Below are 25,890 nucleotides of genomic sequence, written 5' to 3' on the forward strand. Positions count from 1 at the left end.
GGACTGGTTGCTTGCCGAGTGGTTGGGGGAAGAGGCATGCTATACAGGGTGGAAGGGATCGTCATCCGCAGCATGGACTACGGCGAGGGGAACGCGATTATTACGCTTTGCACCGAGAACGCCGGCAAAGTAGGCGTTCTTGTGCGCGGGGCCAAAAAGGTCAAAAGCCGTCATGCTGCCTTGATCCAGTTGTTCACTGCCGGGGAATTTGTATTTTTTCGCAACAATGGGGGACTCGGCACGCTGAATGCCGGAGAAATTACACAGTCCCACCATCCGCTTCGCGAGGATCTGGTCAAGGCGGCTTATGCTTCATACGCCTGCGAGCTGCTTGACCGTGTGCTCCATGATGAGGAGACCGGCAGCTTCTGGTACCGGCAGCTCTCTGCCTGCCTGAATGCGCTCGAGGAAGACAAGGAGCCTGGCATCATTACTAATGTCTTTGAAATGAAAATCCTGCAGGCAGCAGGCTACGGTCCACAGCTGGACCATTGTATCGTCTGCGGCTTGGACAAGCCTGATGAGGAATTGCGGGTAAGCCCCCGCCTCGGCGGGGTACTCTGCCGCAGCTGCAGGCATAATGATCCTCCGGCAATGGAGGTCTCCCCCCGTGCTCTCAAGCTGCTGCGTTTATTTGCTGCCCTTGATCTGACAAGGCTTGGCAGCGTAGATGTGAAGGAAGAGACGAGGGCTGAACTCAAAAAGATCATGCGGGCCTTTATGGATCATCAGCTAGGGCTGAAGCTGAAGTCACAGAATTTCCTGGACCAGCTGGATCAATACCATATTTGACGAATTGCAAAAAATCCGTTACTATAGGTTCAGTTTCTTTTATAGTTGTGCCGTTATATCTCCTAACATGGAGAAACGTGCATTGATCGGGAAAGTAATGAACATCATTGTCGCTTAAGCGAGCCGGGGATAGTGGAAGCCTGGCGGGACAACGTTCATGAACATGGCACCCGGGAGTACGCAAGCGGCTTGAATGAAAGTGGATTTCGTCGCTATCGATGAGATCAAGTAGGGTGGAACCGCGGGAGTAACTTCAAGCTCTCGTCCCTATGTCTGTATATCAGGCATGGGGGCGGGAGCTTTTTTGCCTTGTGGTAAGGGTGCTAATGGCATCCGGCAACACACAAGGATAGGACTTAGCCGCCTCCATCGCACATCAGGCAAATGAACCATGGCAAGAGGCGCAGTTAAACTTGTGAAGCGAAGGAGTCGGTAGTATGAATTTTCAGCAGATGATTTTAACGCTGCAGCAGTTCTGGTCTGCACAGAACTGTATTCTCGTCCAGCCGTATGATACGGAAAAAGGGGCAGGAACCATGAATCCCATGACCTTCCTGCGTTCGCTCGGACCGGAACCGTGGAAGGTAGCTTATGTGGAGCCTTCACGCCGTCCGTCAGACGGACGTTACGGGGAGAACCCGAACCGCCTGTATCAGCATCACCAGTTCCAGGTGATCATCAAGCCGTCCCCGGACAATATCCAGGAGCTGTATCTCGACAGTCTGAAGGCGCTTGGGGTAGACCCGCTTTTACATGACATCCGTTTTGTCGAAGACAACTGGGAGAATCCATCCCTGGGCTGCGCGGGTCTCGGTTGGGAAGTGTGGCTGGATGGTATGGAAATCACACAATTTACGTATTTCCAGCAAGTCGGCGGCATTGAGACCAGTCCGGTAGCTGTCGAAATCACTTACGGTATGGAACGTCTGGCTTCCTATATTCAGGACAAGGAAAATGTATTTGATCTGGAATGGGTAGACGGAATGACCTATGGCGATGTATTCCACCAGCCGGAAGTGGAGCATTCTACCTATACCTTTGAAGTATCTGATGTCAAAATGCTGTTCACACTCTTCAACACGTATGAAGAGGAAGCACGCAGAGCCATGGAGAAGCACCTTGTGTTCCCTGCTTACGATTATGTGTTGAAATGCTCGCACACCTTCAACCTTCTGGATGCGCGCGGAGCGATCAGTGTGACCGAACGTACGGGCTTTATTACGAGAGTCCGCAATCTTGCCCGCACCGTAGCGGCAACATATCTGGAGGAACGCGAGAAGCTAGGCTTCCCGCTGCTGAAGAAAGAAGGTGCTGACCTTGTCTAAGGATATATTGTTTGAGATCGGACTTGAAGAGGTTCCTGCCCGCTTCATCCGTGCTGCGATGGAACAGCTGCAGGATAGAACCTCTAAATGGCTGGAAGCTTCGCGCATCTCCCATGGCGGAGTAAGCGCCTATGCCACGCCGCGCCGTCTTACAGTTCTGGTGAAGGATGCGGCGGAAAGACAAGAGGATGTAAGTGAAGAAGTGAAGGGCCCTTCCCGCAAAATCGCGCTGGATGCAAACGGCGATTGGAGTAAGGCTGCACTCGGCTTTGCCCGCAGCCAAGGGGTTTCACCGGAACAGTTCACGTTTAAAGAGCTGGCTGGAGTGGAATATATCTATGCTACCAAGAACAGTGACGGGGTGAACACCTCCTCCCTGTTATCTGAAGGACTAAGCGGTATTGTAAACTCGATGACCTTCCCGAAAAATATGCGCTGGGGGGCGTATGATTTCAAATTTGTCCGTCCGATCCGCTGGCTTGTAGCTTTATTCGGCCAAGAGATTGTGGATCTTGAAATTACCGGCGTCAAAGCCGGAAATGTAAGTCGTGGACACCGGTTCCTGGGAACCGAATCGGTCATAGCTGAGCCGGCACAGTATGTGGAAACTATGCGCAGCCAGCATGTACTGGTAGATGTGAAGGAACGCGAAGAGCTGATTTTGAACCAGATCAACAAGCTTGCTGAAGAAAAGAACTGGACCATAGCGGTCAAAGAAGATCTGCTGGAGGAAGTATTGTTCCTGGTGGAAACTCCGACCGTGCTGTTTGGCACCTTTGACGCTTCATTCTTGAACATTCCGCAGGATGTGCTGATCACCTCGATGCGTGAGCATCAGCGTTATTTCCCGGTGTTTGACGCAGCGGGTGCACTTCTGCCTTTCTTCGTTACCGTTCGCAACGGCAATACACAGTCGCTGGACGTAATCGCCAAAGGTAATGAGAAGGTGCTGCGTGCACGCCTGTCGGATGCGAAGTTCTTTTATGAAGAGGACCAGAAGCTGCAGATCAGCGATGCGCTGGCTAAGCTCGAGAATATCGTGTATCACGAAGAGCTGGGCAGCGTAGGTGATAAGGTTCGCCGGATTCGTGCAGTAGCTGACCGGCTGGCGGCTAAGCTGGGGCTATCCGATAGTACGGCTGCTGAAGTTAGCCGGACTGCTGATATTTGCAAATTCGATCTGGTTACCCAAATGGTTAATGAGTTTTCGGAACTGCAGGGAACCATGGGTGAGGATTATGCGCGCAAGGCCGGGGAACCTGAAGCGGTTGCCAAAGGGATCTTCGAGCACTATCAGCCGCGGTTCGCAGGAGATGCGGTCCCTGCCTCGGAAGTGGGAATGGTTGTCAGTCTTGCGGATAAAATAGACACCATTGTCGGCTGCTTCTCCATCGGCATTATCCCGACAGGCTCACAGGACCCTTATGCCCTTCGCCGTCAGGCGGCAGGTATTGTGCAGATTGTTCTTGAGCATAAGCTTGCCATCTCTTTACAGGATATTTTTGACGCAGCGGTGGAAGTCCATGAAAGTTTACGGACAGAGAAACATTTAACCCCGGACCTGCGTATTAATCTTTACGAGTTCTTCGGACTGCGCGTAAAACGCTTGTTATCCGACAACGTTCGCTATGATGTTGTGGATGCAGTGATTGCGGCAGGCTTCGATGATATCGTGGCTGTAGTAGGCAGAAGCCGTGCGCTTATGGATACAGTAAATGATCAGGCCGATTTCAAAATTACTGTGGATTCACTGACACGGGTGAGCAATTTGGCAACCAAAGCGGCTCCAGGCAGTACGGTAGAACCTTCTTTACTGAAGGAAGAGGCAGAGCAGAAGCTGTATGAAACCTGGCAGGCTATTCACACACCTTATCAGGAGGCTCTGAAAGCCAGAGATGCAGCGGAAGCGCTGCGGATTCTGTCCGGTCTGAAGGATGCGGTTACCGGATTTTTTGATTCTGTAATGGTCATGGCCGAAGACGAGCAGATTCGTACGAACCGTTTGGCTCTGCTGGCCGGAATTGATGCGGATTCCAAAGCCTTTGCCGACTTTGGCAAGCTGGTGTGGTAGTCACTTTCTGAGAAGACCCTGATGTCTGTATCCGACCCCAAAATGTACAATTTTGTGCAGTTATGGTATAGATCGATGGTTTGGGGTATAAATATACGGAACGGTGCCAATGCGTAAGTTGTCATTCGTTCCGTATTTATGCTTTTCAAAGAAGGATTTCTGTCCGGCAAAGCGTATATATATTAAACGGGAAATTGGTGATGTTCATGGAAGGTTCCCAGGAAAGAAAGATCGTAGTCGACGGGGATGCTTGTCCGGTGAAGCAAGAAATTATTACGGTCGCCCGGAGGTTCGGTATCCCGGTAATCATGGTCTCTTCCTACGATCATGTGCTTAAGGGCGAAGCAGGCGTTTCAATCGTTCAAGTGGACCGGGGAGCAGACAGCGCCGACCTGTACATCGCCAATCATATTTCTGCAGGAGACATTGTTGTTACCCAGGATTATGGCCTTGCTGCACTGGCGCTTGGCAAACGTTGCCGGGTATTGTCTAACCGCGGGCAGGAATATGAAGATTCCACAATGGATTTTATGCTGGAGGGCAGGCATGCCAGAGCCGTGGAGCGCAGAAGGGGCCATTATTCCAAGGGACCTAAAGCGATCACTGCGGAAGAGAAAAATTATTTTCAACATAAACTGACAAAACTTTTAACAATTTTGCAGGAGAATGTACAGCTATAGCGAATTATATTTACTTGTTAAGAGATGAAGGTGGTTGAAGTGGCTAGCGGACAAGGTAATATTCCGGAAGAGGTTATCGAGAATGTGCTTGCACGGCATGACATTGTCGATACAGTCGGTAAGGTTGTCCATTTGTCCAAGCAGGGGAAATATTTATGGGGCCTCTGCCCGTTTCATTCGGAGAAAACTCCTTCCTTCACTGTAACCCCTGACAGGGGTGTCTTTCATTGCTTTGGCTGCGGTATGGGTGGAAATGCCATCAAATTCAGGATGGAAATCGAAGGGTTATCCTTCCCCGAAGCAGTCCGAATCATGGCTGAAGAAAGCGATATATCTATTCCAGAAGGAGTGGGGGGGATTCAGTCTCCTCCTGATCCTGAGCGTGACCGGCTGATTCAGGCCTATGAGCTGTCGGCAAAATTTTATCATTTTCTGCTGAAGAATACGGAATACGGCACTGCCGCCATGGATTATTTGAGATCCCGGGGCTTCAGCGACAAAATGATCGACCAGTTCCAAATCGGCTTCGCACCGGACCGCTGGGATACACTTCTGCAGTTCCTTGAGAAAAGGAATTTTGATCTCGGCGAGATGGAGAAGGGCGGATTGCTGTCAGCCAGAGGCGAAGGCAAAGGGTACCTTGACCGCTTCCGCGGGCGTGTGATTTTCCCGATTGCGAACCGCACCGGAAAGGTGATTGCTTTTGCCGGAAGAATTCTGGGGGATGGCCAGCCGAAATATTTGAATTCTCCTGAGAGCAGATTGTTTAACAAAAGCCGTATTCTGTACAATTTGCACCAATCCAAAGCATCCATCCGCAAAACGCGGCAAATCGTCCTTTTTGAAGGCTATGGTGATGTCATTTCGGCTTGGGAAGCAGGTGTGCATAACGGTGTTGCTACCATGGGGACCTCACTTACAGATGGGCATGTGGCGTTGATGAAGAGCCTGGGGGATGAGATTGTTCTGGCTTATGACGGTGACAAGGCGGGACAAGCTGCTGCGATTAAAGCTATCCCGATGCTGGAGGACAATGGCCTGCGGGTCAAGGTTGCCATGCTTCCGAGCGGGCTCGATCCCGATGAGTTCATCTCCCGTTATGGCGGAGAGCGCTTCAAGGATCAAGTCATTGATTCAGCGGTCTCATCGATTAAATTTAAGCTTATATATCTGAAAAAAAACCATATACTCCTAGAGGAAGACGGTAAAATCGCCTATGTCAAGGAGGCGCTGGAGATTATCGCATCCCTGCACTCCTCCACAGAGCGGGAGGTCTACCTCCGTGAAATCGCCTCGGAGCTGGAGCTGTCATATGATAGCTTGAAGCAGGACTGCAATTTACTTCGGGCGTCGATGCAAAAAAACATCCCCGAAGGGGATAATAACGACAAAAGGTGGAATAATGGTAGGCATAAAAAAGGGCAGGTGCAAACACCGACTTTGCTGCCGGCTTACCATGTTGCCGAAAGGCGCCTGCTGTCCTTGATGATACAGGACCCGGAAGTCGCAGCATATGTAGGAGAACGCCTCGGAGAAGAGTTCAACATCGATGATCATGCGGCAATAGCCGCTTATCTATATGCCTATTACGCACAAGGCAAACCACCCGGCATCAGCCGGTTTCTATCATCGCTTCAGGATGACCGTCTGGAAAAGACTGCCACAGCCATTTCTATGATGGACACTCCTCCGGACTGGAATACGCAGGTTCTGGATGATTGTATCCGTGAAGTACGGAAATACCCCGTAAAGCGCGGGATGGAACTGAAACGCGAAGAGATGATTCAAGCAGAGAAGTCAGGCGACTTTTTGCGTGCGGCACAAATAGCAAGTGAGATTATAGCCCTAGAGAGACAATGAGCAGTTGACAGGATGTACCTAGGGAGGAGGGAGTCGAATTATGGCGAACGATCAGCACACTGAACTGGAAGCGGAATTTACTCTGGATCAGGTTAAGGACCAGCTTATTGAGCAAGGCAAGAAAAGATCATCATTGAACTACAAAGATATTATGGAGAAATTGTCGCCGTTTGATCAAGACCCCGAACAAATGGAGGAATTCTACGAGCAGCTGAGCGATCTGGGGATCGAAGTTGTCAACGAGAATGACGAAGAGGTTAACAGCCTTCGGCCAAGTGAGGACAATGAGGACAAAGACAGCGATGATTTCAGCTTCGACGACGATTTGTCACTCCCGCCGGGAATTAAGATTAATGACCCTGTCCGGATGTATCTGAAGGAAATTGGACGGGTGCCGCTGTTGTCAGCTGACGACGAGGTAGAACTGGCGATGAGAATCAAGAACGGTGATGAGGAAGCAAAACGCCGTCTGGCTGAAGCGAACCTTCGTCTCGTGGTCAGTATCGCCAAACGTTACGTCGGACGCGGAATGTTGTTCTTGGACTTGATTCAGGAAGGCAACATGGGTCTGATCAAAGCGGTGGAGAAATTTGACCACAACAAAGGATTCAAATTCAGTACGTACGCAACCTGGTGGATTCGTCAAGCTATCACACGGGCGATTGCAGATCAGGCGCGGACAATCCGGATTCCTGTACACATGGTGGAAACCATTAACAAGCTGATCCGGGTATCCCGCCAACTGCTGCAGGAGCTTGGACGTGAACCGTCGCCGGAAGAAATCGCCGCCGAGATGGAGCTGACTGTAGAAAAGGTCAGAGAGATCATGAAGATTGCCCAGGAGCCGGTATCGCTGGAAACACCGATCGGTGAAGAGGATGATTCGCATTTGGGTGACTTTATCGAGGATCAGGAAGCTCTTGCGCCTGCGGATGCGGCTGCTTATGAGCTGTTGAAGGAACAGTTGGAGGATGTACTGGACACGCTCACCGAGCGTGAAGAGAATGTGCTTCGTCTGCGCTTTGGCCTGGATGACGGGCGGACGAGAACGCTTGAGGAAGTAGGCAAAGTGTTCGGGGTTACCCGTGAACGGATTCGCCAGATCGAGGCTAAGGCTCTACGCAAGCTTCGCCACCCAAGCCGGAGCAAACGTCTCAAGGATTTCCTCGAATAGTTGTGTTGAACCGGACCTTCTGCTGCACGGTGGCAGGAGGTTCTTTTATGCATGAAATAGTAGTAAGTGCCAGAGTCAAGGTCCGAAAGAGGGATGAACCGTTGAACTTGGAAAAACGTGAAATTATTTTAAGAGAAATTCAGTACTGGAGAAGAAGTAAATTGTTACCGGAGCAATATTGTGATTTCTTGACCAATCTCTACGATGATGAGACAGAGGTGAAGGACAGCAATCCAATTTCGTTCCGTAATCTTCAGCAGGGAAGCATCAAAATTTGGCTGTTTGGTTTTGGAATTATTTCCTTGATTTTCTTGATTGGTCTTTATTTTAGCGTTTTTCCCTGGCCTTTGCAACTTGCAACAGCACTCTGTGTCCTTATTGTTTGTTATGGCTACTCGGCGGTTTACAGGGACCGGAACAACATGATCAGTCTTATGCTAGCAGGGATAGGCAGCATACTGACCCTGGGATTCGGATTATGGCTTATTGCACTGCATGACCTGGACCCGGACTTCTGGAGGCCTGTGCTGATTGCCGGCTGCGGACTGCTGTGGGTCGTTCTTGGTTTTCTTCTCCGGCTTAGTCTTTTGCATTTTTGCGGCTTTGCTTTCTGGACACTGCTCTATGCCGGATTCTTCGGCCACATGCGCCCGGATGCCTCTATCCTCGAGCTGGAGCTATTGTATTTACCGCCATGCGTACTTATGGTATGGCTGAGCTGGTTGCTGCATCACCGGGTGAATGGTGTTTCAGGAGTTTACCTTGGCGTAGGTGTAGGTCTGTGGATTATGCCTGAGATTGATGCTTTGCTCTTGAGACCGGATTTTCCGCAGTGGGTTTCGTTAATACTGATACTAAAGATTGCGGCAGGTCTTGCTCTGCTGTTTATTTTCCGTAAAAAATGGATAATGTGGGTGACCTCATGAATAACAATAAATTATCAAACCGGCTTCAGCTTGTACTGGAGCAAATTCCGCAGGGCAGCGTGGTTGCCGATATCGGCTCTGACCATGCGCTTTTGCCTGTAGCGGCTGTAGGGAGCGGGCGAGTACGATCTGCTATCGCAGGAGAAGTAAATCCGGGGCCGTATGAAGCTGCCCGAAGAGGGGTGGCAGAGGCCGGACTGGGAAAGTCGATCGACGTACGACGCGGAGACGGGCTTGAGGTGCTGGAGCCTGGAGAGGCCGATTGCATTACCATTGCAGGTATGGGAGGCTCCCTTATTGCATCCATCCTGGATCGGGGATTGAACCTTGGAAAGCTTGAGGGTGTCAAAACCCTTGCGCTGCAGCCGAATGTGGGGGAGGATATCCTCCGCCGCTGGCTTTTGAACCATGGATGGGTGCTTACCGCTGAGCATATTCTGGAAGAGGACGGCAAGATCTATGAAATTCTGACGGCAGTTAGAGAAGAGGCTGCTGGAGGGATTACGAATGAACAGCTGTACCAGGAGCGCAGACTGTCTTCCAGTGTGGTATGTGAACGTGAGTTGCTGCTGGCGATGGGACCTTGGCTGCTCCAGGCACCGAATGAAGCCTTCTTTGACAAATGGCAAGGGGAGATTGCGAAGCTCGAAGGCATTCTTACCTCTCTGTCACGTTCGGAGCTGGAATCTGCAGAAGAAAAACGCGGCAAGATCAATGAACAGATCAGACGAATTACGGAGGTGCTGGAATGTTTGCCAAAGGCCAAACTGTAATCGGATATATGGAGCAGCTTGCGCCCAAGCATCTGGCGGAAGAATGGGATAACGTAGGTCTCCAGCTGGGATCTCTGCAGAAGGAGATAACCGGTATCCTTGTGGCGCTTGATGTTAATGATACTATTGTGGATGAGGCAATATCGCTGGGCTGTAACCTGATTATCGCCCACCATGCGATTATCTTCCGCCCGATCAAGGGAATTCAGACGGATACTCCAATGGGCAGGCTCTATGAGAAGCTGATTAAGAATGATATTGCTGTCTATATCAGCCATACGAATCTTGATGTGGCCGAGGGCGGCATGAATGATTGGATGGCTGAAGCTCTCGGCATTCAGGAAGGTGCTCCAATTAAGGACATCCATACCGAGCAGTTGTCCAAACTGGTGGTATTTGTGCCGAAGGATCATCACCAGAAGGTGCTGGATGCCATCCTGAATGCAGGTGCGGGCTGGATTGGTAATTACAGTCACTGCAGCTTCAATATTGAAGGGTATGGCACATTCATCCCGAGAGAAGGCTCTGATCCGTTTCTTGGGGAACAGGGCAAGCTGGAGCGCGCGGAGGAAATCCGCATAGAGACGATTGTGCCCCAGCCCATCCGTAACAAAGTCGTGCAGGCGATGCTGAAAGCCCACCCTTACGAAGAGGTGGCATATGATCTGTATTCTATGGATCTTAAGGGCCGCAGCTTCGGACTGGGACGGGTAGGGAAGCTCAAGGAGCCGACCACGCTGGGCCAGTTCATTGAAACGGTCAAAAGCGGACTGCAGGTGGAGCATGTGCGTGTCGTTGGGGATTTGAACCGTCCCATCCGCAAAGCTGCCGTAATGGGAGGCTCTGGCGCTAAATATTACAATAGCGCCATCTTCAAAGGAGCTGATGTGCTGGTGACTGGAGACATTGATTATCACACCGCCCAGGATGCTGCTCTGGCAGGCATCGCTCTGATTGATCCAGGACATAACGCAGAGAAAATTATGAAAGTGAAAGTAGCCGAGTGGATGACGGACAAGCTGACTGAGCATAAGTATGATACAGTGGTGCATGTCTCTCAAGTGAATACGGAGCCTTTTGCCTTCCTGTAAACCACATATTTACACTTGTGCGTCAAGGTGCAAGTCTGTATAATATACAATGTTGTTCAGGAAAGTTTGACAGACAATCGCCGGTGCGCGTGAAGACGCCACGGGAGGAAAGTCCGGGCTCCACAAGGCAGGGTGCTGGATAACGTCCAGTCGGCGCGAGCCGAAGGATAGTGCCACAGAAATGGACCGCCGATGGCCGCTTTCGGGCGGCACAGGCAAGGATGGAACCGAGGTGTAAGAGACCCCGAGGAACGCTGGTGACTTCGTTCCTGGTAAACCCCATCTGGAGCAAGACCTAATGAGACGCAGCTTCTCCTAACGGAAGAAGCAGCCTTCGCCTGAGGCGTGTCTAGGTTGGTCGCTGGAGCTGTGCAGTAATGTACGGCCTAGATAGATGATTGTCGCTTATGGTGGGAGGGTAGTTCCCGTTTGAACCACGACGAGCACAGAACCCGGCTTACGGCAAACTTTCCCAACTGACAACTTATAGATTGTACTGATCGCTAATCATAAGACAGCGGCCCTCATCGAGGGCCGCTTTTTGTTACATATATGCTGTGCGCTATAAAGAATCCTTTTTGGAATACAGATTAATCTGCTTGAGGAATCAGCCGCGAGATTTGTGTACTTTGCGCGTAAATATTCAGGGCTTCGTCCAGTCGCTGCACGGCAACCTGTATAAGCTCAGGCGGCGTATGGGTGAAATTGAGACGCATCGTATTCTTTAGCGGCTGTTCGGAATAGAACACCTCCCCGGGTACGAAGGCTACACCTTGCTCAACAGCATAAGGGAGCAGCTGTGCGGCGTCAATGTGCTTGGACAGTGTCAACCATAGGAACATGCCGCCTCGCGGCTCAAGGAAGTGAATGCCTTCCCAGTTACGGGATTTCAGCTCGCAGGAGAGCAGCTTCATCCGTGAGTGGTATTCGCGGGAAACCAGCCGGATATGCCCTTCAAGGTCGAAGGTTTGCAGCAGTTCAGACAGCGCCCTCTGGTCAATTACGCTGGAATGCAAATCCGCTGCCTGCTTGGCCTTGGTGATGACTTGGATCAGTTCAGGAGGTCCGATGATCCAGCCGGTACGCAGTCCCGGTGCAACAATTTTGGAGAAGGTACCCGTGTAGACCACGCAGGATTCACCCCCGCCGCTTCTGTCAATGGCAGCCAGTGTAGGAGGATAAGCATCTGGAGCATCGTCAAAGGTGATATCACCATAAGGATTGTCTTCGAGAATAAGCACATTATATCGTCTGCATAATTCCACAGTCTGTTCACGGCGTTCTTTGCTCCAGGTGGCACCTGAAGGATTGTTGAACGTTGGAACGGCGTACAGCAGCTTAGGCCGCTGTGTACGAAGCTGCTCCTCGAGATGATCGGGGAGCATACCCAGCTCGTCACTCTTGACGGTGCGGATGTCCGCACGGTAAGAGCCGAGTACTTGAAGGGCGGCCAGATAAGTAGGCGCTTCTACAAGCACACGGTCGCCAGGGTCGAGCATGATTTTGCAGAGCAGATCCAGAGCCTGCTGCGAGCCTGTAGTCAGAATCATATCGGAAGCAGACACCGCAATTCCCTGCCCGGTGAGTCTGGCTGCGATTTGTTCGCGAAGGGGCAGATAGCCCTCGGTTAAGCCATACTGAAGGGCTGAAGTATCCGCAGCAAGTGCCTTGTTGTAAGCATCACGGACCGCTTGCATCGGGAATAATTCTTCCCCGGGCAGCCCTCCAGCCAGGGAGATAATATTTCTTCCTTGCGTTACCTTGAGAATTTCACGGACTGCTGAGGAACCCAGATGTTCTGCGGCTGTTGAATAATGAATCTTCATAAAAAAATACGCCCCCGCTGCTTGGATTTTGTTGTATCATAACGGCATAGCGGTATAACAGTAAAGCGCTGAATATAACAGTTGGGAGGACGGAAGAATGCATATCGATTTGCTCCGCAGCGGCAGCAAAGCCTTACCGCAGCAAATCAGTGATACACTGGCTCAGCGGATCACTTCCGGGCTCCTGCAGCCGGGAACCCGGCTGCCCTCCATAAGAAGACTGGCAGTTACCCTGAAGGTAAGCCAAGTTACTGTGAGCAAAGCATACACCGATTTGGAAAAGAGGGGCCACATTGTATGCAACCAGGGAAAAGGCTGCTTTGTAGCTGAGCATGAGGCAAGCGGATCCGGGAACGGGACACGCTGGCAGGATAAATATGATGATTATTTGCCGCGTGCACAGCTGTGGCGCAACTTTGATTACTCCAGGGTGGAATTCCCATTCCATCTGGCTGCGATTCATAGTGACCTGCTTCCGCTGGAGCCAATTGGCTCAACCATGGCGGCACTGGTAACGGAGCAGCCCGAGTTGATGGCTTCCTATGGGAATTTCCAGGGGGATCCGGAGCTGCGGGAGATTATGCGCAGGCATTTGCAGCCACGCGGCATTCACCTAAGCTCCGCTGATCTGATGATTACCAGTGGAACCCAGCAGGGGATTGACCTTGTGGCACGAACCTTTGTGGGGCCGGGAGACACTGTATATCTGGAAGCGCCTAGCTATACAGGGGCAATAGATGTTTTTGCCGGAAGGGGAGCGGAGATGATCTTCGTGCCTATGGACCATGAGGGGATGCGGGTGGATGTGCTGACCCGGCTCTGTGATACCAGGCCGCCCAAACTGATCTATACGAATCCTACTTTTCAGAATCCGAGCGGTGTCACTATGAGCTTAACAAGAAGACAGCGGCTGCTGGAGCTTGCCCGCAGCTACCGCTGTCTCATAGTGGAGGACGATCCGTTCAGCGACCTGTATTTTCATACCCCACCGCCTCCTTCGATCAAATCCATGGACGAAGATGGGCATGTGGTATATATGAAAAGCTTCAGCAAAGTCATTGCTCCAGGCTGCAGAATTGCCTGTGTAGCCGCTGAGGGTAATATCCTGTCCAGGCTCATCGCTGCCAAGTCGGCCAGTGATCTGGGGAGTCCATTGCTTACGCAGGGAGCAGTACTCCCGTTCATTGCCCGTAACTACGACGGCTATGCCAGCAAGCTCCGGACTGCTCTGCGTGGACGGATGGAGAAGGCAGCTAAGCTGCTGAAACAGTATGCCCCTTCTGGGGTTACATGGGTTCTTCCCGAAGGCGGATTGAACCTTTGGCTGCAGCTTCCTTCCGCGACCGGTATCGAAAAGCTCCATGAGCTGGCGGAGCAGGAAGGTATTTCTTTTCTGCCTGGCGATGTGTGTTATGCCGGTGATCTGCCTTCAAGACATATCCGCCTGTGCTATTCGCAAATGAAGGAAGCCGACATGGAACGTGGCCTGAAGCTGTTCCTTATTTTGCTGGACAAGCATCTCCGTTCACAGGGTTAATTATTTCCGAGACTCTGCCGGAGGCTATTGAGCTGCCGTTCAACTTGCTGTGGGAACAGCTGAAGCGGGACCTCGCCTCCCCCTGCCGCCTGCAATGTCTTATAGATATCCACCTGACCCCATCCGTAATACTTATCGTGGCCGGGATCGCCCAGATCAACGGCGCTTGAAGTCATGATTGTCATCACTTCCTTATTGGTTAGAGCCGGGTTCAGTGAACGGACCAGTCCGGCAAGTGCTGCTACATGCGGGCTAGCCATTGAGGTTCCGGACAATGCCGCATACTGGTTGTCGGGATATGTGCTCGCGATGCTCTCGCCGGGAGCGGCGACATCAATATAATCCCCGTAATTGGAGAAGGAAGCTTTTTCACCTGTAGCATTTGTTGCCGCAACTGCAAGGACTTCGGGATAGGCAGCAGGATAGCCTGGACGTTCGGTGTTGTCATTTCCTGCGGCGGATACAATAACCACATCGCGGTCGTAGGCATATTTAATCGCATCGTGCAGAAACTGCGAATCGGCATAATTGCCCAGACTGAGGTTGATCACTTTGGCCCCTTTGTCTGCTGCCCAGATGATTCCTTCAGCTACGGAATACGTGGTGCCTGCACCCGAGTTGTCCAGCGCTTTTACCGGGAGAATCTTGTTGTACCAGCTGATGCCAGCCACACCTTCTTCATTGTTCGTCAAAGCTCCGATAATTCCCGCAACATGTGTGCCATGTCCTACATCATCGTCAGGAGGGGAAGTATTCGTTATGGCATTATAACCGGCAAGAAGTTGGCCTTTGAGGTCCGGATGATTCGCCTGAACCCCTGTATCCACTACCGCGACAATAATATTTTTGCTGCCTTTTGTCAGATTCCAGCCCTGTTCGGTTTCAATCGCCGGCAGATTCCACTGGTAGGTTGAAAAGAGCAAATCATTCGGTGTAATGACTGTGGCTGTATTTTCGCTGACGGTATCATTGGTTAAATACATATAGTGAGGTTCTGTATATTGCGGATGCCACTTCCCGGAGAAATAGGTTTTCAATTGGGTGTAGTTCATTGTCCCTGAGCGGAAAATGTAGGCATAACCCAGCTTCCGAGGCTCCTTGCAGCGTATATCGGCGGCAATGGTCTGCAGCTGTCCTGCTGTTGGGTGGCCATTTTTAAACCTGACGACAATTTCATTTTCGTAATAGTGACTGGCATTCTCGTTATCGTGGCCGGTTTTGACTGTGAGTTCCTTCAGGGTATCGGCATGGACCGATTCAACGCGGTATTTGCCTTCCTTCGGATACGGAATCAGCCGCAGATTCTTGAGCTGGTGCTCAGCCACCCGGTCCAGTATTCTTTGATGGATCAGGGCGATGACCCCATAATGGCCTTCCTGGTCACGCTGGGCGGTGAAATAATACTTTTTATTGCCGATAATAAAAGAAGGGGATTCATAGGCTTGATGTCCCTTGATAGCGGCTTTTGCCGTGTTCAGGTACCTCAGGAGCTGTTTGTTCTCCTGTTCGCTTCCTTCGGGAAGAGACGATTTGAAAGTCTGGGTCTGCTGCGTGCGGAAATCAATCCACATCAGCATAGTAATATGGCCGTGTCCCTGCTGCAGTCGTTTGGCATATGCTGAAATATCCCCGGGCATTTTACCATGGGTCTCGGAGAGCATCGTTCTCAGGTGTCTGTTGACATCTACTCTGTTCAAACGGTCGGTAGCGATGACATCCTGCGTAAGTGCTGTTTTTTTAATCGTCTTTTCCTGTGCAGGGTTGGGTACGGAGGCTTGTCTCAGCTTGGGCTCTCCATCAGAACGAAAGGTGAATGTTAGAACTGCTATGGTGAAAGCAGCGGTGACCAGACCGGCTAGTATTGCATTTTTACGTAACATATTTTCCGCTCCTTCATGGCATTGTAATAGGTATAGGTTTCGGAGTGGACAGAGGTTTTATGCATTGCAGAAAAGGATACCGTCGTCCAAAGATTTATGTTAATATCAGAAAGTAAGTGCTTACTAAGTAAAACACTTGGAAAACCTCGCTATGATTGTTAATTTATTTCAACTACATGAGCCAGGACTAATAAGGGGGAGCAATCGCCATGTCAGCAGCCAATGTGCAGAATTTGTGTGAAACGACGAGAGAAAAGCTTAAATCCGTAATCGGAAAAATGGAATTATTCCTGAATCAGCATGCGCTGCCGCAACTGGCTACAGAGGAAGATGAGGAAACGCTGCTCTTTTATCAAGGCTTTTTGTCCGATCTCCGCCATTTGCTGGTGTTCTCGGAAATGTCCTATGAGAAGCTTGGGGTTGCCTTACGGCGTGCCACCTTTGATGAAGCCTTTGCGCAAAAGGCGTTATATAACGTATATCATTTTGGGGTGAACAATTTCTTTTATCCCAAAAATGAAAGCTATTCCGAAGATGGACGTTATGCCTATACAGGACAAGATGCCATCCGTTTCCGCAAAAAGCCGGTACGTCCGGCCCGCGACATTATCATGGATATTACCAAGGTCTATGAAGAACTGCGGGATGATCTAAGTTATTATGAAAATGACTATTTGACCGAGAAACGCATGCAGAATCAGGTGTAGCCTGAACGAAAGTGGAATACCGTTACAACTGGATCGCACTGGCCATGGATATGGCTGATGCGGTCTTTTTTTGATTTTTAACTGAGGTAGGTGCATGAGTTCAATTGGAAACCCTTTGCTGGATAGCGGCAGATTTCTACGGACATAATGTAACCGAGGTGATAATGATGACAACCGCCAAACCACTTGTGAAATGCAGTGTGAGCAACTGTAATTATTGGGGAGAGCAGAACCTTTGCCGTGCAGATCAGATTGTGATCGAAATCGACAAACACTCGGGCAGCGGATATATGGAAGAATATGCCGAAGAAATGACGAATCAGGGCCATCACGATCATGCGGCTACTTCTTCTGCTACCTGTTGCCTAACGTTCAAGCCGAAGGATTAGGAGGACACCGCTATGGATAAGCGCAGTGAAGATTCCAATCTGGACCAAGATTCCCGCAAAAAAATAATTCTGCGTCCGAGGAGAATAGATTACCCCCGCCGGGACAGAAACCTTAATGAGGAATATGCCGCTGAGATCAGCCCGTTGCCGGCTCATGTGCATAGAGGGCTGATCAAAGGGACAGAAGCCAAAAAAGAAGACGGGACAAACACGGATAGCCGGACCACCGGGTATGTGGGCTTGGGGTTTGGAATAGTCTCCTTGTTTGTCTGGTCCATTATTTTGGGACCCATTGCAGCAGTGCTTGGTTATTATGCGTATGCCAAGGGACAAAAAACTGCAGGGGCGTGGGCCATGGGACTAGGGATTGTATCTACACTCAGCTATTTTATTATGATTCCTTTTGCCCGTTAGCCGTATAATCCAGTATAAGCCCGATTCGAAACAGGCTTTAAGACCTAACTATGCAGGTCTTAAGTCTGTTTTTTCGTGTCTACATATAGCAATTATAGCGTGGAAATTGTAAAATAAAGGCGTATTTTAAATTTGAAATGAGAACCTTAACATATATAACGACTGTGAAAGAAGGAATGCTCAGAATGGTAATTAATGCCGTAACTAGCGGCGGAACCGGCCAGCTAAAATGGATCGATTTAAGAAGCTCTTCCCAGGTTAAAGATACAAGGGCCGCCCACAAATCGGAAGTTTCGGGAAGCTCGTCAGCAGAATTTGCTGCCCTACTCCAGGAGAACGCACTCCAGAATAACAGCGGGGATACCAGCAGAGTATTACCATCAATGGACAGCTCCTCCTTAAGCGGACTGTTATGGCAGCAGTTTGGCGGGGTGGATGAAGCCTATAATTCCATTTCCGGGGAAATAACGCAGACGAAACCTACGGATTATGAAGATCTTATTCAGACGGCAAGCACGAAATACGGGGTTCCCGTAGATCTGATTAAAGCGGTTATTGATACAGAGTCTTCTTTTAATCCTAATGTTGTATCTTCGGCCGGAGCCAAAGGTCTGATGCAGCTAATGGATGGAACGGCGAATGGCCTGGGTGTATCGGATCCCTTTGACCCGGCTCAGAGCATCGACGGAGGGGTACGTTACCTATCCTATCAATTGAAACGGTATAACGGGCAGGAGAATATGGCGCTGGCCGCTTATAATGCCGGTCCGGGACGGGTGAACAAACTGGGAGTAAGTAATGATATGGAGCTGATGGCCAATTTGTCGCAGCTTCCGAAGGAAACCCAGGCTTACATCACCAAAATAGAACGCGCCCGCGAGAAATACGCGGTATAATAAAAAGGATCAAACGGGTTACCCTTAAGCCACAGAGGTGGCGAGGGCCGTTTGATCCTTTTTCGCCCTTTATAGGCCTGAGGGAGATTCTTGCATGTTTTGCTTAAGAACGAGATACAAAGGAGACCTTCGATATATGCTGTACTGGGATTATGCCGCTGCAGCACCTCCTTATGATGAGGTGGTGCAGACCGTGGAACAAATTATGAGAGTTCATTATGCCAATCCTTCATCCCTGCACCGGGCGGGGGTGGAAGCTGAACGGCTTATTACACGCGCGAGAGAAGTATGTGCAGCCTCACTTTCTGTACAGCCGGGTGAAATTCTGTTCACCTCCGGGGCTACCGAGAGCAACAATCTGGCTATAAAAGGCGCAGCTTTGCAGTATCAGGGCAGAGGGAGACATATCGTTACGACACAGTTGGAGCACCCTTCAGTGTTTGAGAGTTGCCTGCAGCTGCAAGCTCTGGGCTGGGAGGTTACTTTTATCGCGCCGCAAAGCTCGGGGATCGTGGATCCGGCGGATATTTCCGCTGCCGTCCGTCCGGATACGGTGCTTGTCAGTGTGATGCATGTCAATAATGAGATTGGAACCGTACAGCCGCTGCGGGAGATTGGACAGAGGATCAAGGCTGCAAACCGCCGGACCTTGTTCCATGTGGACGGGGTGCAGGGATATGGTAAGCTTGAGACTCAGCTATCGGAGTGGCAGGCTGATCTCTACAGTCTTTCTCCGCATAAAATCCGCGGACCGCGCGGTACAGGCATTCTGGTCGTCAGAGAAGGAGTAACACTGTTTCCTCTTCTGACGGGAGGCTCGCATGAGAATGGAACCCGTGCCGGAACTGAGAATGTAGCTGGAATAGTGGCCTCGGCCAAGGCTCTGCGAATGAGCGGTGAGAGACGGGAAGAACTAAGCAAACGGCTGATTCCGCTTCGTAACCGGCTGCTGCATTTTATCTCGGATATCCCAGAGCTAGTTCTGAACAGCAGAGAGGACGGAGCCCCTCATATTGTCCATTTCTCTTACCCTGGCATGAAGGGAGAGGTTCTTGCCCGCAAGCTGGAGGAGCTGGGGATGACTGTGTCGACCCGTTCAGCCTGCTCTTCGCGTCTTGCCGAACCGAGCAGGATATTGTTGTCCATGGGCAAGGACGTGCCTGCGGCACTTGGAGGTATCCGGATCAGCCTGGGGGACAGTCATACGGAAGCTGATGTTGCCATGCTTGAACAAGCGCTGCTGACTGCAGTACAGTCATTGAAGAAAGTTGAAGGAGGCATGAAATAAAGCATGAAAGAGATAGAAAATGGATGTGCAACTGAATCCGGGACCGCTATGATAAGAAGTAGTGAATATGCAGACATGCTGATGCTACGGTTCGGTGAATTTATCCTAAAAGGCAAAAACCGCACGCGGTTTGAGAAAACAGTGCTTCGCCATGTGCGGGAATTGGTCAAGCCCTTTCCGAAGGTGAGCTTAAGCAAGGAGTTCGGGCGCATTTATGTACAATTGAACGGGGAACCCGCAGGGGAATTGATCGCTGTGCTTCGCAATGTTTTTGGTATTGCTTCGATAAGCCCGGTAAAAGTTTCATTATCGGAGTTTGATGATATTTTGTCAGTCAGCCGGAATTTCTTGCAGATTGCTGCTCCGGCAGCAGGCACAACCTTCAAGGTGAATGCACGCCGGGTATGGAAAGGATTTCCCTTTGGCTCAATAGAAATGAACAAGCTGATTTCGACGCCGCTTCTTCAAGGCTATCCAGGTCTGGTTGTGGATGTGAAGTCACCCCAGATGGAGCTGAGGATTGAAATCCGGGAAGGCCATACCTTTATTTTCTGTGAAAATATTGCCGGTGTTGGAGGGTTCCCTCTGGGCACCAACGGCAAAGCCATGCTGCTGCTGTCCGGCGGTATTGACAGTCCTGCCGCGGGCTGGTCATCCATGCGCCGGGGCCTCGAAATCGAATGTGTCCATTTCTACAGCTTTCCCTATACCAGCGAGCTGGCCAGGCAAAAAGTCGTAGATCTGACGCGGGTGCTGTCAAGATATGCAGGGGTCATCAAGCTGCATCTTGTTCCGTTCACGGAGGTGCAGACCTCTTTTACAGGTATCGGGCAGGATAACCTGATTGTTACCTTGATGCGCCGGGCCATGCTGAAGATTGCATCTAGGCTGGCTGAGCAGGAGGGAGCACTGGCCCTCGTTACGGGAGAAAGTCTGGGCCAAGTTGCCAGCCAGACGCTTTCCAGCATGAATGTAATCGGCCGGGCAACCCAGCTACCACTGCTGCGTCCTCTTGTGATGATGGATAAGAGTGAGATTGTGGACATCTCCAAAACCATCGGCACCTATGAACTCTCCATCCTTCCCTACGAGGATTGCTGCACGCTGTTTGTCCCCAAATCGCCGACGACTAATCCCAACCTGCGGATCGTGGACAAAATTGAAGCCACCCTTCCAGGCTACAGTGCGCTTCTAGATGCGGCGGTAGCGGGAACAGAGACAATTACTATAACCCCCTACGGAGATGAGAAGCCAACGGATGTAGTTCCTGCGGAAGCAGTGCTTCAGGAGGAATGGTTCTAGTCTGAAGGAAGGGGGTGCTCCCTGACTCGTTTCCAATGCCCGGCCGCAAGGATTCCCCCAATCACCAATAGGATAAAAAGAACTCTCAGCAGCGGATGCTTCTCTACAAAAGGACCGATCCGCTGCTCTTCGGTGATCATGCTTGAGGCAGTCAGGCCCAGGACAGCAGAACCGATATAAATAATCCAGGGATACCGGCCCATCAGCTTAATGAAAAGAGTACTGCCCCAGACTACAATCGGAACGCTGATGAGCAGCCCCAGTACTACCAGCACGATATTATGATTGGCCGCTCCGGCAATCGCGATTACATTGTCCAGACCCATTGCAGCATCTGCGATTATGATAGTCCGCACCGCCGACCAGAGTGTTCCTCCTGCCTGGATTTTTGGATCCTCGTTATCTCCGGTCAGCAGTTTATAAGCAATTAGAATCAGCAGCAGGCCCCCGAACAGCAACAGCCAGGGAATCTTAAGTAGCCAGACTACAAGAACGGTGGCGATAATCCGCAGTGCCACAGCTCCTGCTGTACCCAGCAATATCGCCTTTTTCTGTGTTGCGCCTTGTAAATTCCGTGCAGCCAGGCCAATGACAATGGCATTATCACCCGCCAGAATCAGATCCAGAAAAATAATATTCAACAGCGGCAATATGAAATCCAAAGCGGATGTGTTCAAGAGCGTGTCACTCCTATTGTTTTGTTTGTTACAGCTTAAGCAGGTAATAGGCATTTACCATCGGAACAGTATAGTGTTGTATACGCTAAAAAAACGCCGGACATTCGTAACTTACAAAAAAGCCTGCCCATGAAGCATAGCTTGCCCGCCTTGGACATACATGTAAATACATGCAGTTCGGGGAGGCTGAAGTGAATGGATTCTTTATTGCTGCTTGGTGAAATACTGATGATCAATCTCGTGCTGAGCGGAGATAATGCAATGGTCATCGCAATGGCCAGTAAAAATTTGCCTGAGCAGCACCGCAAGCTGGCAGTTTGGTGGGGGGCTGCAGGTGCTGTTGTGCTGCGATGTCTACTGACTTTTGCTGCAGTGCTGCTGTTGAAGATCCCTTATATTGAGGCCGGCGGGGGTATATTGCTGCTTTGGATCTCGTTCAAGCTGCTGCTGGAGGAGGAAGAGGACGTCCGGGTTGCGGAGAGCTCATCCGTATGGAAATCCATCCGCACTATCCTGCTTGCTGATTTTATTATGAGTCTGGACAATGTACTGGCCATTGCAGGTGTGGCTAAAGGGGATCTAGCGCTGATTGTGATCGGTATCGCTCTCAGCATTCCGATTGTAGTATGGGGCAGCGGAATTATCGTGGGCTGGTTACACCGGTTCCCTGTGCTGATCTACATCGGGGCGTATATCCTCGCCTATACGGCAGGAGATATGCTGCTGCAGGATGCCAAATTTGGTGCGGTGATTTCCTTCCTGCTGCCATCTTTACACTCTCTGCTACCGTTATTGCTCGGAGTCACTGTTGTGATGTCGGGCTTGCTCAGGCGCGTAATCTTATCGGCTAAGTAGAACTCCCGTAATCATTGGAGGCTGAGTCAGAGCTGTGCAACAGCTTTGGCCCAGTCTCTTTGCCGTGGGAACCCATAATAAGAAGAATGATGGTGTTTTGTTATTTTTTCAGATAAAATATAAAGAGAATCCTGTCACATACTTAGGTATCTTATTGGCGGCTCTGAGAGAAAAAAACATGAATTTTTGAAGGGATGGGTGGATAATGTCTTCCAAAAACGATGCGAAACTGGGTATATTTATATTCGCCGCGGGCATTGTGATATTGTTCGGAAAGCTGGGAGTGTTCGGTTTTCTCGGGCGAACCTTATGGCCACTCGTAATTCTGGTACCCGGCCTGTTCCTTCATGTGCTTTTCTTCAGCCGCCGGGCTCCAGCATCAGTGCTGCTGCCAGCTGGGATTCTGACCGTGTACGGACTGCTGCTGGGCTTATGCAATACGTGGGGCTGGGGACTGATGGCTCATCTGTGGCCGCTGCTGCTGCTGGGTATTGCTGTCGGACTGTATGAGTATTCACTCTATTCCTCTGGACGGAACGGCGGACTTACAACTACAGCTGTCATTTTGGGGCTGCTAAGCCTAATGCTGCTGATTTTCAGTATGTTGGGTACGGGAGCACTTTATTTGCTGGGAGCTATACTGGTTGCGGCTGGTGCCTGGCTAATCTTTGGACGGGGCAAACCGGGAGGACACAAAAAGTGGAACGGAGGCTGGTAAGACGGATTTCCGGCCAAACAGGTTCCAAGAAGGAACGGGCAAATTGCCCGAATGCAACTTTAGCAAAATTAAACGGAGATGGAAACCGTTTTTTCATAAAAAGACTTGCTTTTCATGGTGCTTTCACTATAATATTAAGGATATGTTGAAGCGTCGGCTTTCTGCCTGGCGCTTCTTTTGTGAGATTGCCGCGACAAGCTATAAATTTAAACATTTTTAATTTGATAAATGAGAGGATTTGGATACAAATCATGCATTCAAGAAAAGATATCCGCAATATTGCGATCATTGCCCACGTAGACCATGGTAAAACAACACTCGTCGATCAGCTTCTGCAGCAGTCAGGGATTTTCAGCGCGCACGAGCACCTTCAAGAACGGGCCATGGACTCGAACGATCTGGAGCGGGAACGCGGAATTACCATCCTAGCCAAAAATACAGCAATCACCTATAAAGAGTTCCTGATCAACATCGTAGATACCCCTGGACACGCCGACTTTGGCGGTGAAGTAGAACGTATCATGAAGATGGTTGACGGTGTACTGTTGGTTGTTGATGCATATGAAGGTTGCATGCCGCAGACCAAATTCGTTCTGCGCAAAGCACTGGAACAACACCTGACACCTATCGTTGTCGTGAACAAGATTGACCGTCCGGCTGCACGTCCGAAGGAAGTTATTGATGAAGTTCTGGATCTGTTCATTGAGCTCGAAGCCAGTGACGACCAATTGGAATTCCCGGTTGTTTATGCTTCCGCAATTAACGGTACATCCAGTATGGACCCTGAGAAGCAGGATGAAACCATGCTTGCACTGTACGAAACAATTACCCAGCATATCCCGGCTCCAACTGAAAAGGTTGAAGAACCTCTGCAGTTCCTTGTAACCTTGATGGATTACAATGAATATCTAGGACGTATCGCTATCGGACGCGTGAACCGTGGCATAATTAAACAAGGGCAATCCGTTACTGTCATCATGCGCGACGGCAAGAGCAAAACAGCCCGTATCGAGAAATTGTTCGGATTCCAGGGTCTTAAGCGTGTCGAAACAGAAGAAGCGGGCGCAGGCGACATCGTGGCTATTGCCGGCATTAAGGATATCAACATCGGTGAGACTATTGCCGATCCGGCGAACCCTGAAGCGCTGCCTGTCCTGAAGATTGATGAACCAACTATGCAAATGACGTTCCTCGTGAACAACAGTCCTTTTGCAGGCAGAGAAGGTAAATGGGTGACTTCCCGTAAGCTGCGTGAACGTCTCTTCAAAGAGCTGGAAACCGACGTGAGCTTGCGCGTACTGGAAACCGATAGCCCGGATGCCTTTATCGTCTCTGGACGCGGTGAGCTTCACCTGGGGATTCTGATCGAGAATATGCGCCGTGAAGGCTATGAAATGCAGGTATCCAAACCTGAGGTTATCGTTAAGGAAATTGACGGTGCCAAAATGGAGCCGCTTGAGCGTCTGATGATCGATATCCCGGAAGAAAGCATGGGAGCCGTAATGGAGAGTCTGGGTACTCGCAAAGCGGAAATGGTCAACATGATCAATCACGGAACCGGACAGGTTCGTCTGGAATTCCTGATTCCTGCACGCGGTCTGATCGGTTACAATACGTATTTCCTGACGCTGACACGCGGCTATGGTGTAATGAACCATGCGTTTGACAGCTACGCTCCACTGATCGGTGGTCAGGTTGGCGGACGCCATCAGGGCGTGCTTGTATCCAGTGAGACTGGAAATACTACTCTTTACGGCATGATGGGCGTGGAAGACCGTGGTATTCTCTTCCTGGAGCCAGGTACTGAAATTTATGAAGGCATGATCGTAGGTGAACATACCCGCGATAACGACATCATCGTCAACATCTGCAAAGAAAAGCAGTTGACCAACGTCCGTTCGGCAACGAAGGATGAAACAGTGAAGATGAAGACCCCTCGTCTGTTCTCACTGGAAGGTGCACTTGAGTATCTGAACGATGATGAATATTGTGAAATCACACCTAAATCTGTCCGTTTGCGTAAAAAGATCCTGAATAAGGGCGAACGCGAACGTGTGGAAAAACAGCGTAAAGCGGCGCAAGCCAGCCAAGCCTAACTTGATCTGAACGAATGGTTGTTTGTTCTGCCAAAGTACAGCACTCCGTTCTTCTTATAAGCCGCCGGAATATTCCGGCGGTTTTTGATTTAAATATAAGAATTTATATGTTTCACGCTATAAATTATCCTTATATTTCTCGCTGAAACGGATACCATCCTTAAAAGGACGGCGAAGCCGTTTCCACTTGGGCAATGCTGTTATGAATTCCCTCAAATTCTTAGGATTATTGCGGTATAAAAGCCTGTTGAATGTTATAATGTAAGCGAACTTATCCCGGAGGGAGTGACGAGCTTTGCAGATCTGGTTCGCTGAGCATCCAATGATCGCTTATATCGTGATTTTTATTTTACTGACGTATGTGTATAACCGTGTTTTCCGTGTGAATCAGAAGCTTTCTATCGGCAAGGAAATTATGCTGTATCTGATGATGGCTGTGGGCTCGGGCATGCTACTCATCTTCCAGCACGACAAGCTGCCAATTATACAATGTCTGCTTGTGGCTGTAGGGCTTATGCTGCTAGTTCGGGTCCGCTACATGGTAGAGGCCCGGCAGAGACGTAAAGCGGCTGCAGCAGCGGGCAAACGCCAGTAACCGCAACTTTTGCCGCTT

23 protein-coding genes and 1 other RNA gene are annotated in these 25,890 nt (G+C 50.2%); 21 read left to right on the forward strand and 3 right to left on the reverse strand.

Going from position 1 to position 25,890, the window contains the following annotated elements:
• Positions 1 to 36: 36 nt before the first annotated feature.
• From recO to rnpB, 10 genes are all read left to right on the forward strand, one after another.
• Positions 37 to 792 (forward strand): DNA repair protein RecO, encoded by a 756-nt coding sequence (recO, locus tag AC0MA3_RS03930; protein ID WP_474655245.1) that lies wholly within the window; start codon positions 37 to 39, stop codon positions 790 to 792.
• A 437-nt stretch (positions 793 to 1,229) separates the two neighbouring features.
• On the forward strand, positions 1,230 to 2,117 hold the full coding sequence (gene glyQ, locus AC0MA3_RS03935; protein ID WP_074112497.1) for a glycine--tRNA ligase subunit alpha: 888 nt from the start codon (positions 1,230 to 1,232) through the stop codon (positions 2,115 to 2,117).
• A complete protein-coding gene (gene glyS / locus AC0MA3_RS03940) occupies positions 2,110 to 4,188 on the forward strand; it encodes a glycine--tRNA ligase subunit beta (protein ID WP_474655246.1) in 2,079 nt (692 codons plus the stop codon). The genes glyQ and glyS overlap by 8 nt, the downstream gene beginning before the upstream one ends.
• A gap of 200 nt (positions 4,189 to 4,388) precedes the next feature.
• A complete protein-coding gene (locus AC0MA3_RS03945) occupies positions 4,389 to 4,868 on the forward strand; it encodes a YaiI/YqxD family protein (protein ID WP_379161155.1) in 480 nt (159 codons plus the stop codon).
• Positions 4,869 to 4,907: 39 nt separating this feature from the next.
• Entirely contained in the window at positions 4,908 to 6,728 is a 1,821-nt protein-coding gene (gene dnaG / locus AC0MA3_RS03950; protein WP_474655247.1) for a DNA primase, read from the forward strand.
• Positions 6,729 to 6,768: 40 nt separating this feature from the next.
• Positions 6,769 to 7,902 (forward strand): RNA polymerase sigma factor RpoD, encoded by a 1,134-nt coding sequence (gene rpoD, locus AC0MA3_RS03955; RefSeq protein ID WP_036683799.1) that lies wholly within the window; start codon positions 6,769 to 6,771, stop codon positions 7,900 to 7,902.
• A gap of 47 nt (positions 7,903 to 7,949) precedes the next feature.
• Complete coding sequence (locus AC0MA3_RS03960; protein WP_474655248.1) at positions 7,950 to 8,828, forward strand: hypothetical protein; 879 nt, start codon at positions 7,950 to 7,952, stop codon at positions 8,826 to 8,828.
• A complete protein-coding gene (locus AC0MA3_RS03965) occupies positions 8,825 to 9,601 on the forward strand; it encodes a tRNA (adenine(22)-N(1))-methyltransferase (RefSeq protein ID WP_474655249.1) in 777 nt (258 codons plus the stop codon). The genes AC0MA3_RS03960 and AC0MA3_RS03965 overlap by 4 nt, the downstream gene beginning before the upstream one ends.
• The gene (locus tag AC0MA3_RS03970) at positions 9,577 to 10,692 is read left to right on the forward strand and encodes a Nif3-like dinuclear metal center hexameric protein (RefSeq protein ID WP_474655250.1); all 1,116 of its coding nucleotides are present in this window, start codon (positions 9,577 to 9,579) and stop codon (positions 10,690 to 10,692) included. The genes AC0MA3_RS03965 and AC0MA3_RS03970 overlap by 25 nt, the downstream gene beginning before the upstream one ends.
• A 61-nt stretch (positions 10,693 to 10,753) precedes the next feature.
• Positions 10,754 to 11,167, forward strand: an RNA gene (gene rnpB / locus AC0MA3_RS03975) — RNase P RNA component class A.
• 115 nt (positions 11,168 to 11,282) lie between these two features.
• On the opposite strand, the gene AC0MA3_RS03980 is transcribed toward rnpB, so the two are convergent.
• On the reverse strand, positions 11,283 to 12,518 hold the full coding sequence (locus AC0MA3_RS03980) for an aminotransferase-like domain-containing protein (RefSeq protein WP_474655251.1): 1,236 nt from the start codon (positions 12,516 to 12,518) through the stop codon (positions 11,283 to 11,285).
• 97 nt (positions 12,519 to 12,615) lie between these two features.
• Between AC0MA3_RS03980 and pdxR the strand changes: the two genes are divergently transcribed.
• Positions 12,616 to 14,055, forward strand: a complete 1,440-nt coding sequence (pdxR, locus tag AC0MA3_RS03985; RefSeq protein WP_474655252.1) for a MocR-like pyridoxine biosynthesis transcription factor PdxR — start codon at positions 12,616 to 12,618, stop codon at positions 14,053 to 14,055.
• Here pdxR and AC0MA3_RS03990 read toward each other — a convergent pair.
• On the reverse strand, positions 14,052 to 15,935 hold the full coding sequence (locus tag AC0MA3_RS03990) for a S8 family peptidase (RefSeq protein WP_474655253.1): 1,884 nt from the start codon (positions 15,933 to 15,935) through the stop codon (positions 14,052 to 14,054). The genes pdxR and AC0MA3_RS03990 overlap by 4 nt on opposite strands.
• Positions 15,936 to 16,144: 209 nt before the next feature.
• Between AC0MA3_RS03990 and AC0MA3_RS03995 the strand changes: the two genes are divergently transcribed.
• The 6 genes from AC0MA3_RS03995 to thiI all read left to right on the forward strand — a co-directional run bounded on the left by AC0MA3_RS03995 (position 16,145) and on the right by thiI (position 20,931).
• Positions 16,145 to 16,642, forward strand: coding sequence for a YpuI family protein (locus tag AC0MA3_RS03995; RefSeq protein ID WP_379161172.1), 498 nt, complete (start codon positions 16,145 to 16,147; stop codon positions 16,640 to 16,642).
• 104 nt (positions 16,643 to 16,746) lie between these two features.
• The gene (locus AC0MA3_RS04000) at positions 16,747 to 17,031 is read left to right on the forward strand and encodes a DUF1540 domain-containing protein (protein WP_474655254.1); all 285 of its coding nucleotides are present in this window, start codon (positions 16,747 to 16,749) and stop codon (positions 17,029 to 17,031) included.
• Between the two features lie 12 nt (positions 17,032 to 17,043).
• The gene (locus AC0MA3_RS04005; RefSeq protein ID WP_379161174.1) at positions 17,044 to 17,445 is read left to right on the forward strand and encodes a hypothetical protein; all 402 of its coding nucleotides are present in this window, start codon (positions 17,044 to 17,046) and stop codon (positions 17,443 to 17,445) included.
• Between the two features lie 185 nt (positions 17,446 to 17,630).
• Positions 17,631 to 18,341, forward strand: coding sequence for a lytic transglycosylase domain-containing protein (locus AC0MA3_RS04010; protein WP_474655255.1), 711 nt, complete (start codon positions 17,631 to 17,633; stop codon positions 18,339 to 18,341).
• A 136-nt stretch (positions 18,342 to 18,477) separates the two neighbouring features.
• Positions 18,478 to 19,629: a cysteine desulfurase family protein gene (locus AC0MA3_RS04015; protein ID WP_474655256.1), complete on the forward strand. Its 1,152-nt coding sequence runs from the start codon at positions 18,478 to 18,480 to the stop codon at positions 19,627 to 19,629.
• A 48-nt stretch (positions 19,630 to 19,677) separates the two neighbouring features.
• On the forward strand, positions 19,678 to 20,931 hold the full coding sequence (thiI, locus tag AC0MA3_RS04020) for a tRNA uracil 4-sulfurtransferase ThiI (protein WP_474655437.1): 1,254 nt from the start codon (positions 19,678 to 19,680) through the stop codon (positions 20,929 to 20,931).
• On the opposite strand, the gene AC0MA3_RS04025 is transcribed toward thiI, so the two are convergent.
• Positions 20,928 to 21,608: a TerC family protein gene (locus AC0MA3_RS04025; protein ID WP_379161179.1), complete on the reverse strand. Its 681-nt coding sequence runs from the start codon at positions 21,606 to 21,608 to the stop codon at positions 20,928 to 20,930. The two genes, thiI and AC0MA3_RS04025, sit on opposite strands and share 4 nt — an antisense overlap.
• A gap of 195 nt (positions 21,609 to 21,803) precedes the next feature.
• On the opposite strand from AC0MA3_RS04025, the gene AC0MA3_RS04030 reads away from it, so the two are divergent.
• The 4 genes from AC0MA3_RS04030 to AC0MA3_RS04045 all read left to right on the forward strand — a co-directional run bounded on the left by AC0MA3_RS04030 (position 21,804) and on the right by AC0MA3_RS04045 (position 25,872).
• Positions 21,804 to 22,463, forward strand: a complete 660-nt coding sequence (locus AC0MA3_RS04030; RefSeq protein WP_379161181.1) for a TerC family protein — start codon at positions 21,804 to 21,806, stop codon at positions 22,461 to 22,463.
• 205 nt (positions 22,464 to 22,668) lie between these two features.
• Entirely contained in the window at positions 22,669 to 23,181 is a 513-nt protein-coding gene (locus AC0MA3_RS04035; RefSeq protein ID WP_474655257.1) for a hypothetical protein, read from the forward strand.
• 251 nt (positions 23,182 to 23,432) lie between these two features.
• Positions 23,433 to 25,277 carry a translational GTPase TypA gene (gene typA, locus AC0MA3_RS04040; RefSeq protein WP_379161185.1) on the forward strand — a complete coding sequence of 615 codons (1,845 nt, stop codon included), beginning with the start codon at positions 23,433 to 23,435 and terminating at the stop codon, positions 25,275 to 25,277.
• A gap of 295 nt (positions 25,278 to 25,572) precedes the next feature.
• Complete coding sequence (locus tag AC0MA3_RS04045; protein WP_379161187.1) at positions 25,573 to 25,872, forward strand: YlaH-like family protein; 300 nt, start codon at positions 25,573 to 25,575, stop codon at positions 25,870 to 25,872.
• Positions 25,873 to 25,890: the final 18 nt, after the last annotated feature.

Source organism: Paenibacillus sp. LS-5 (genome assembly GCF_056121505.1).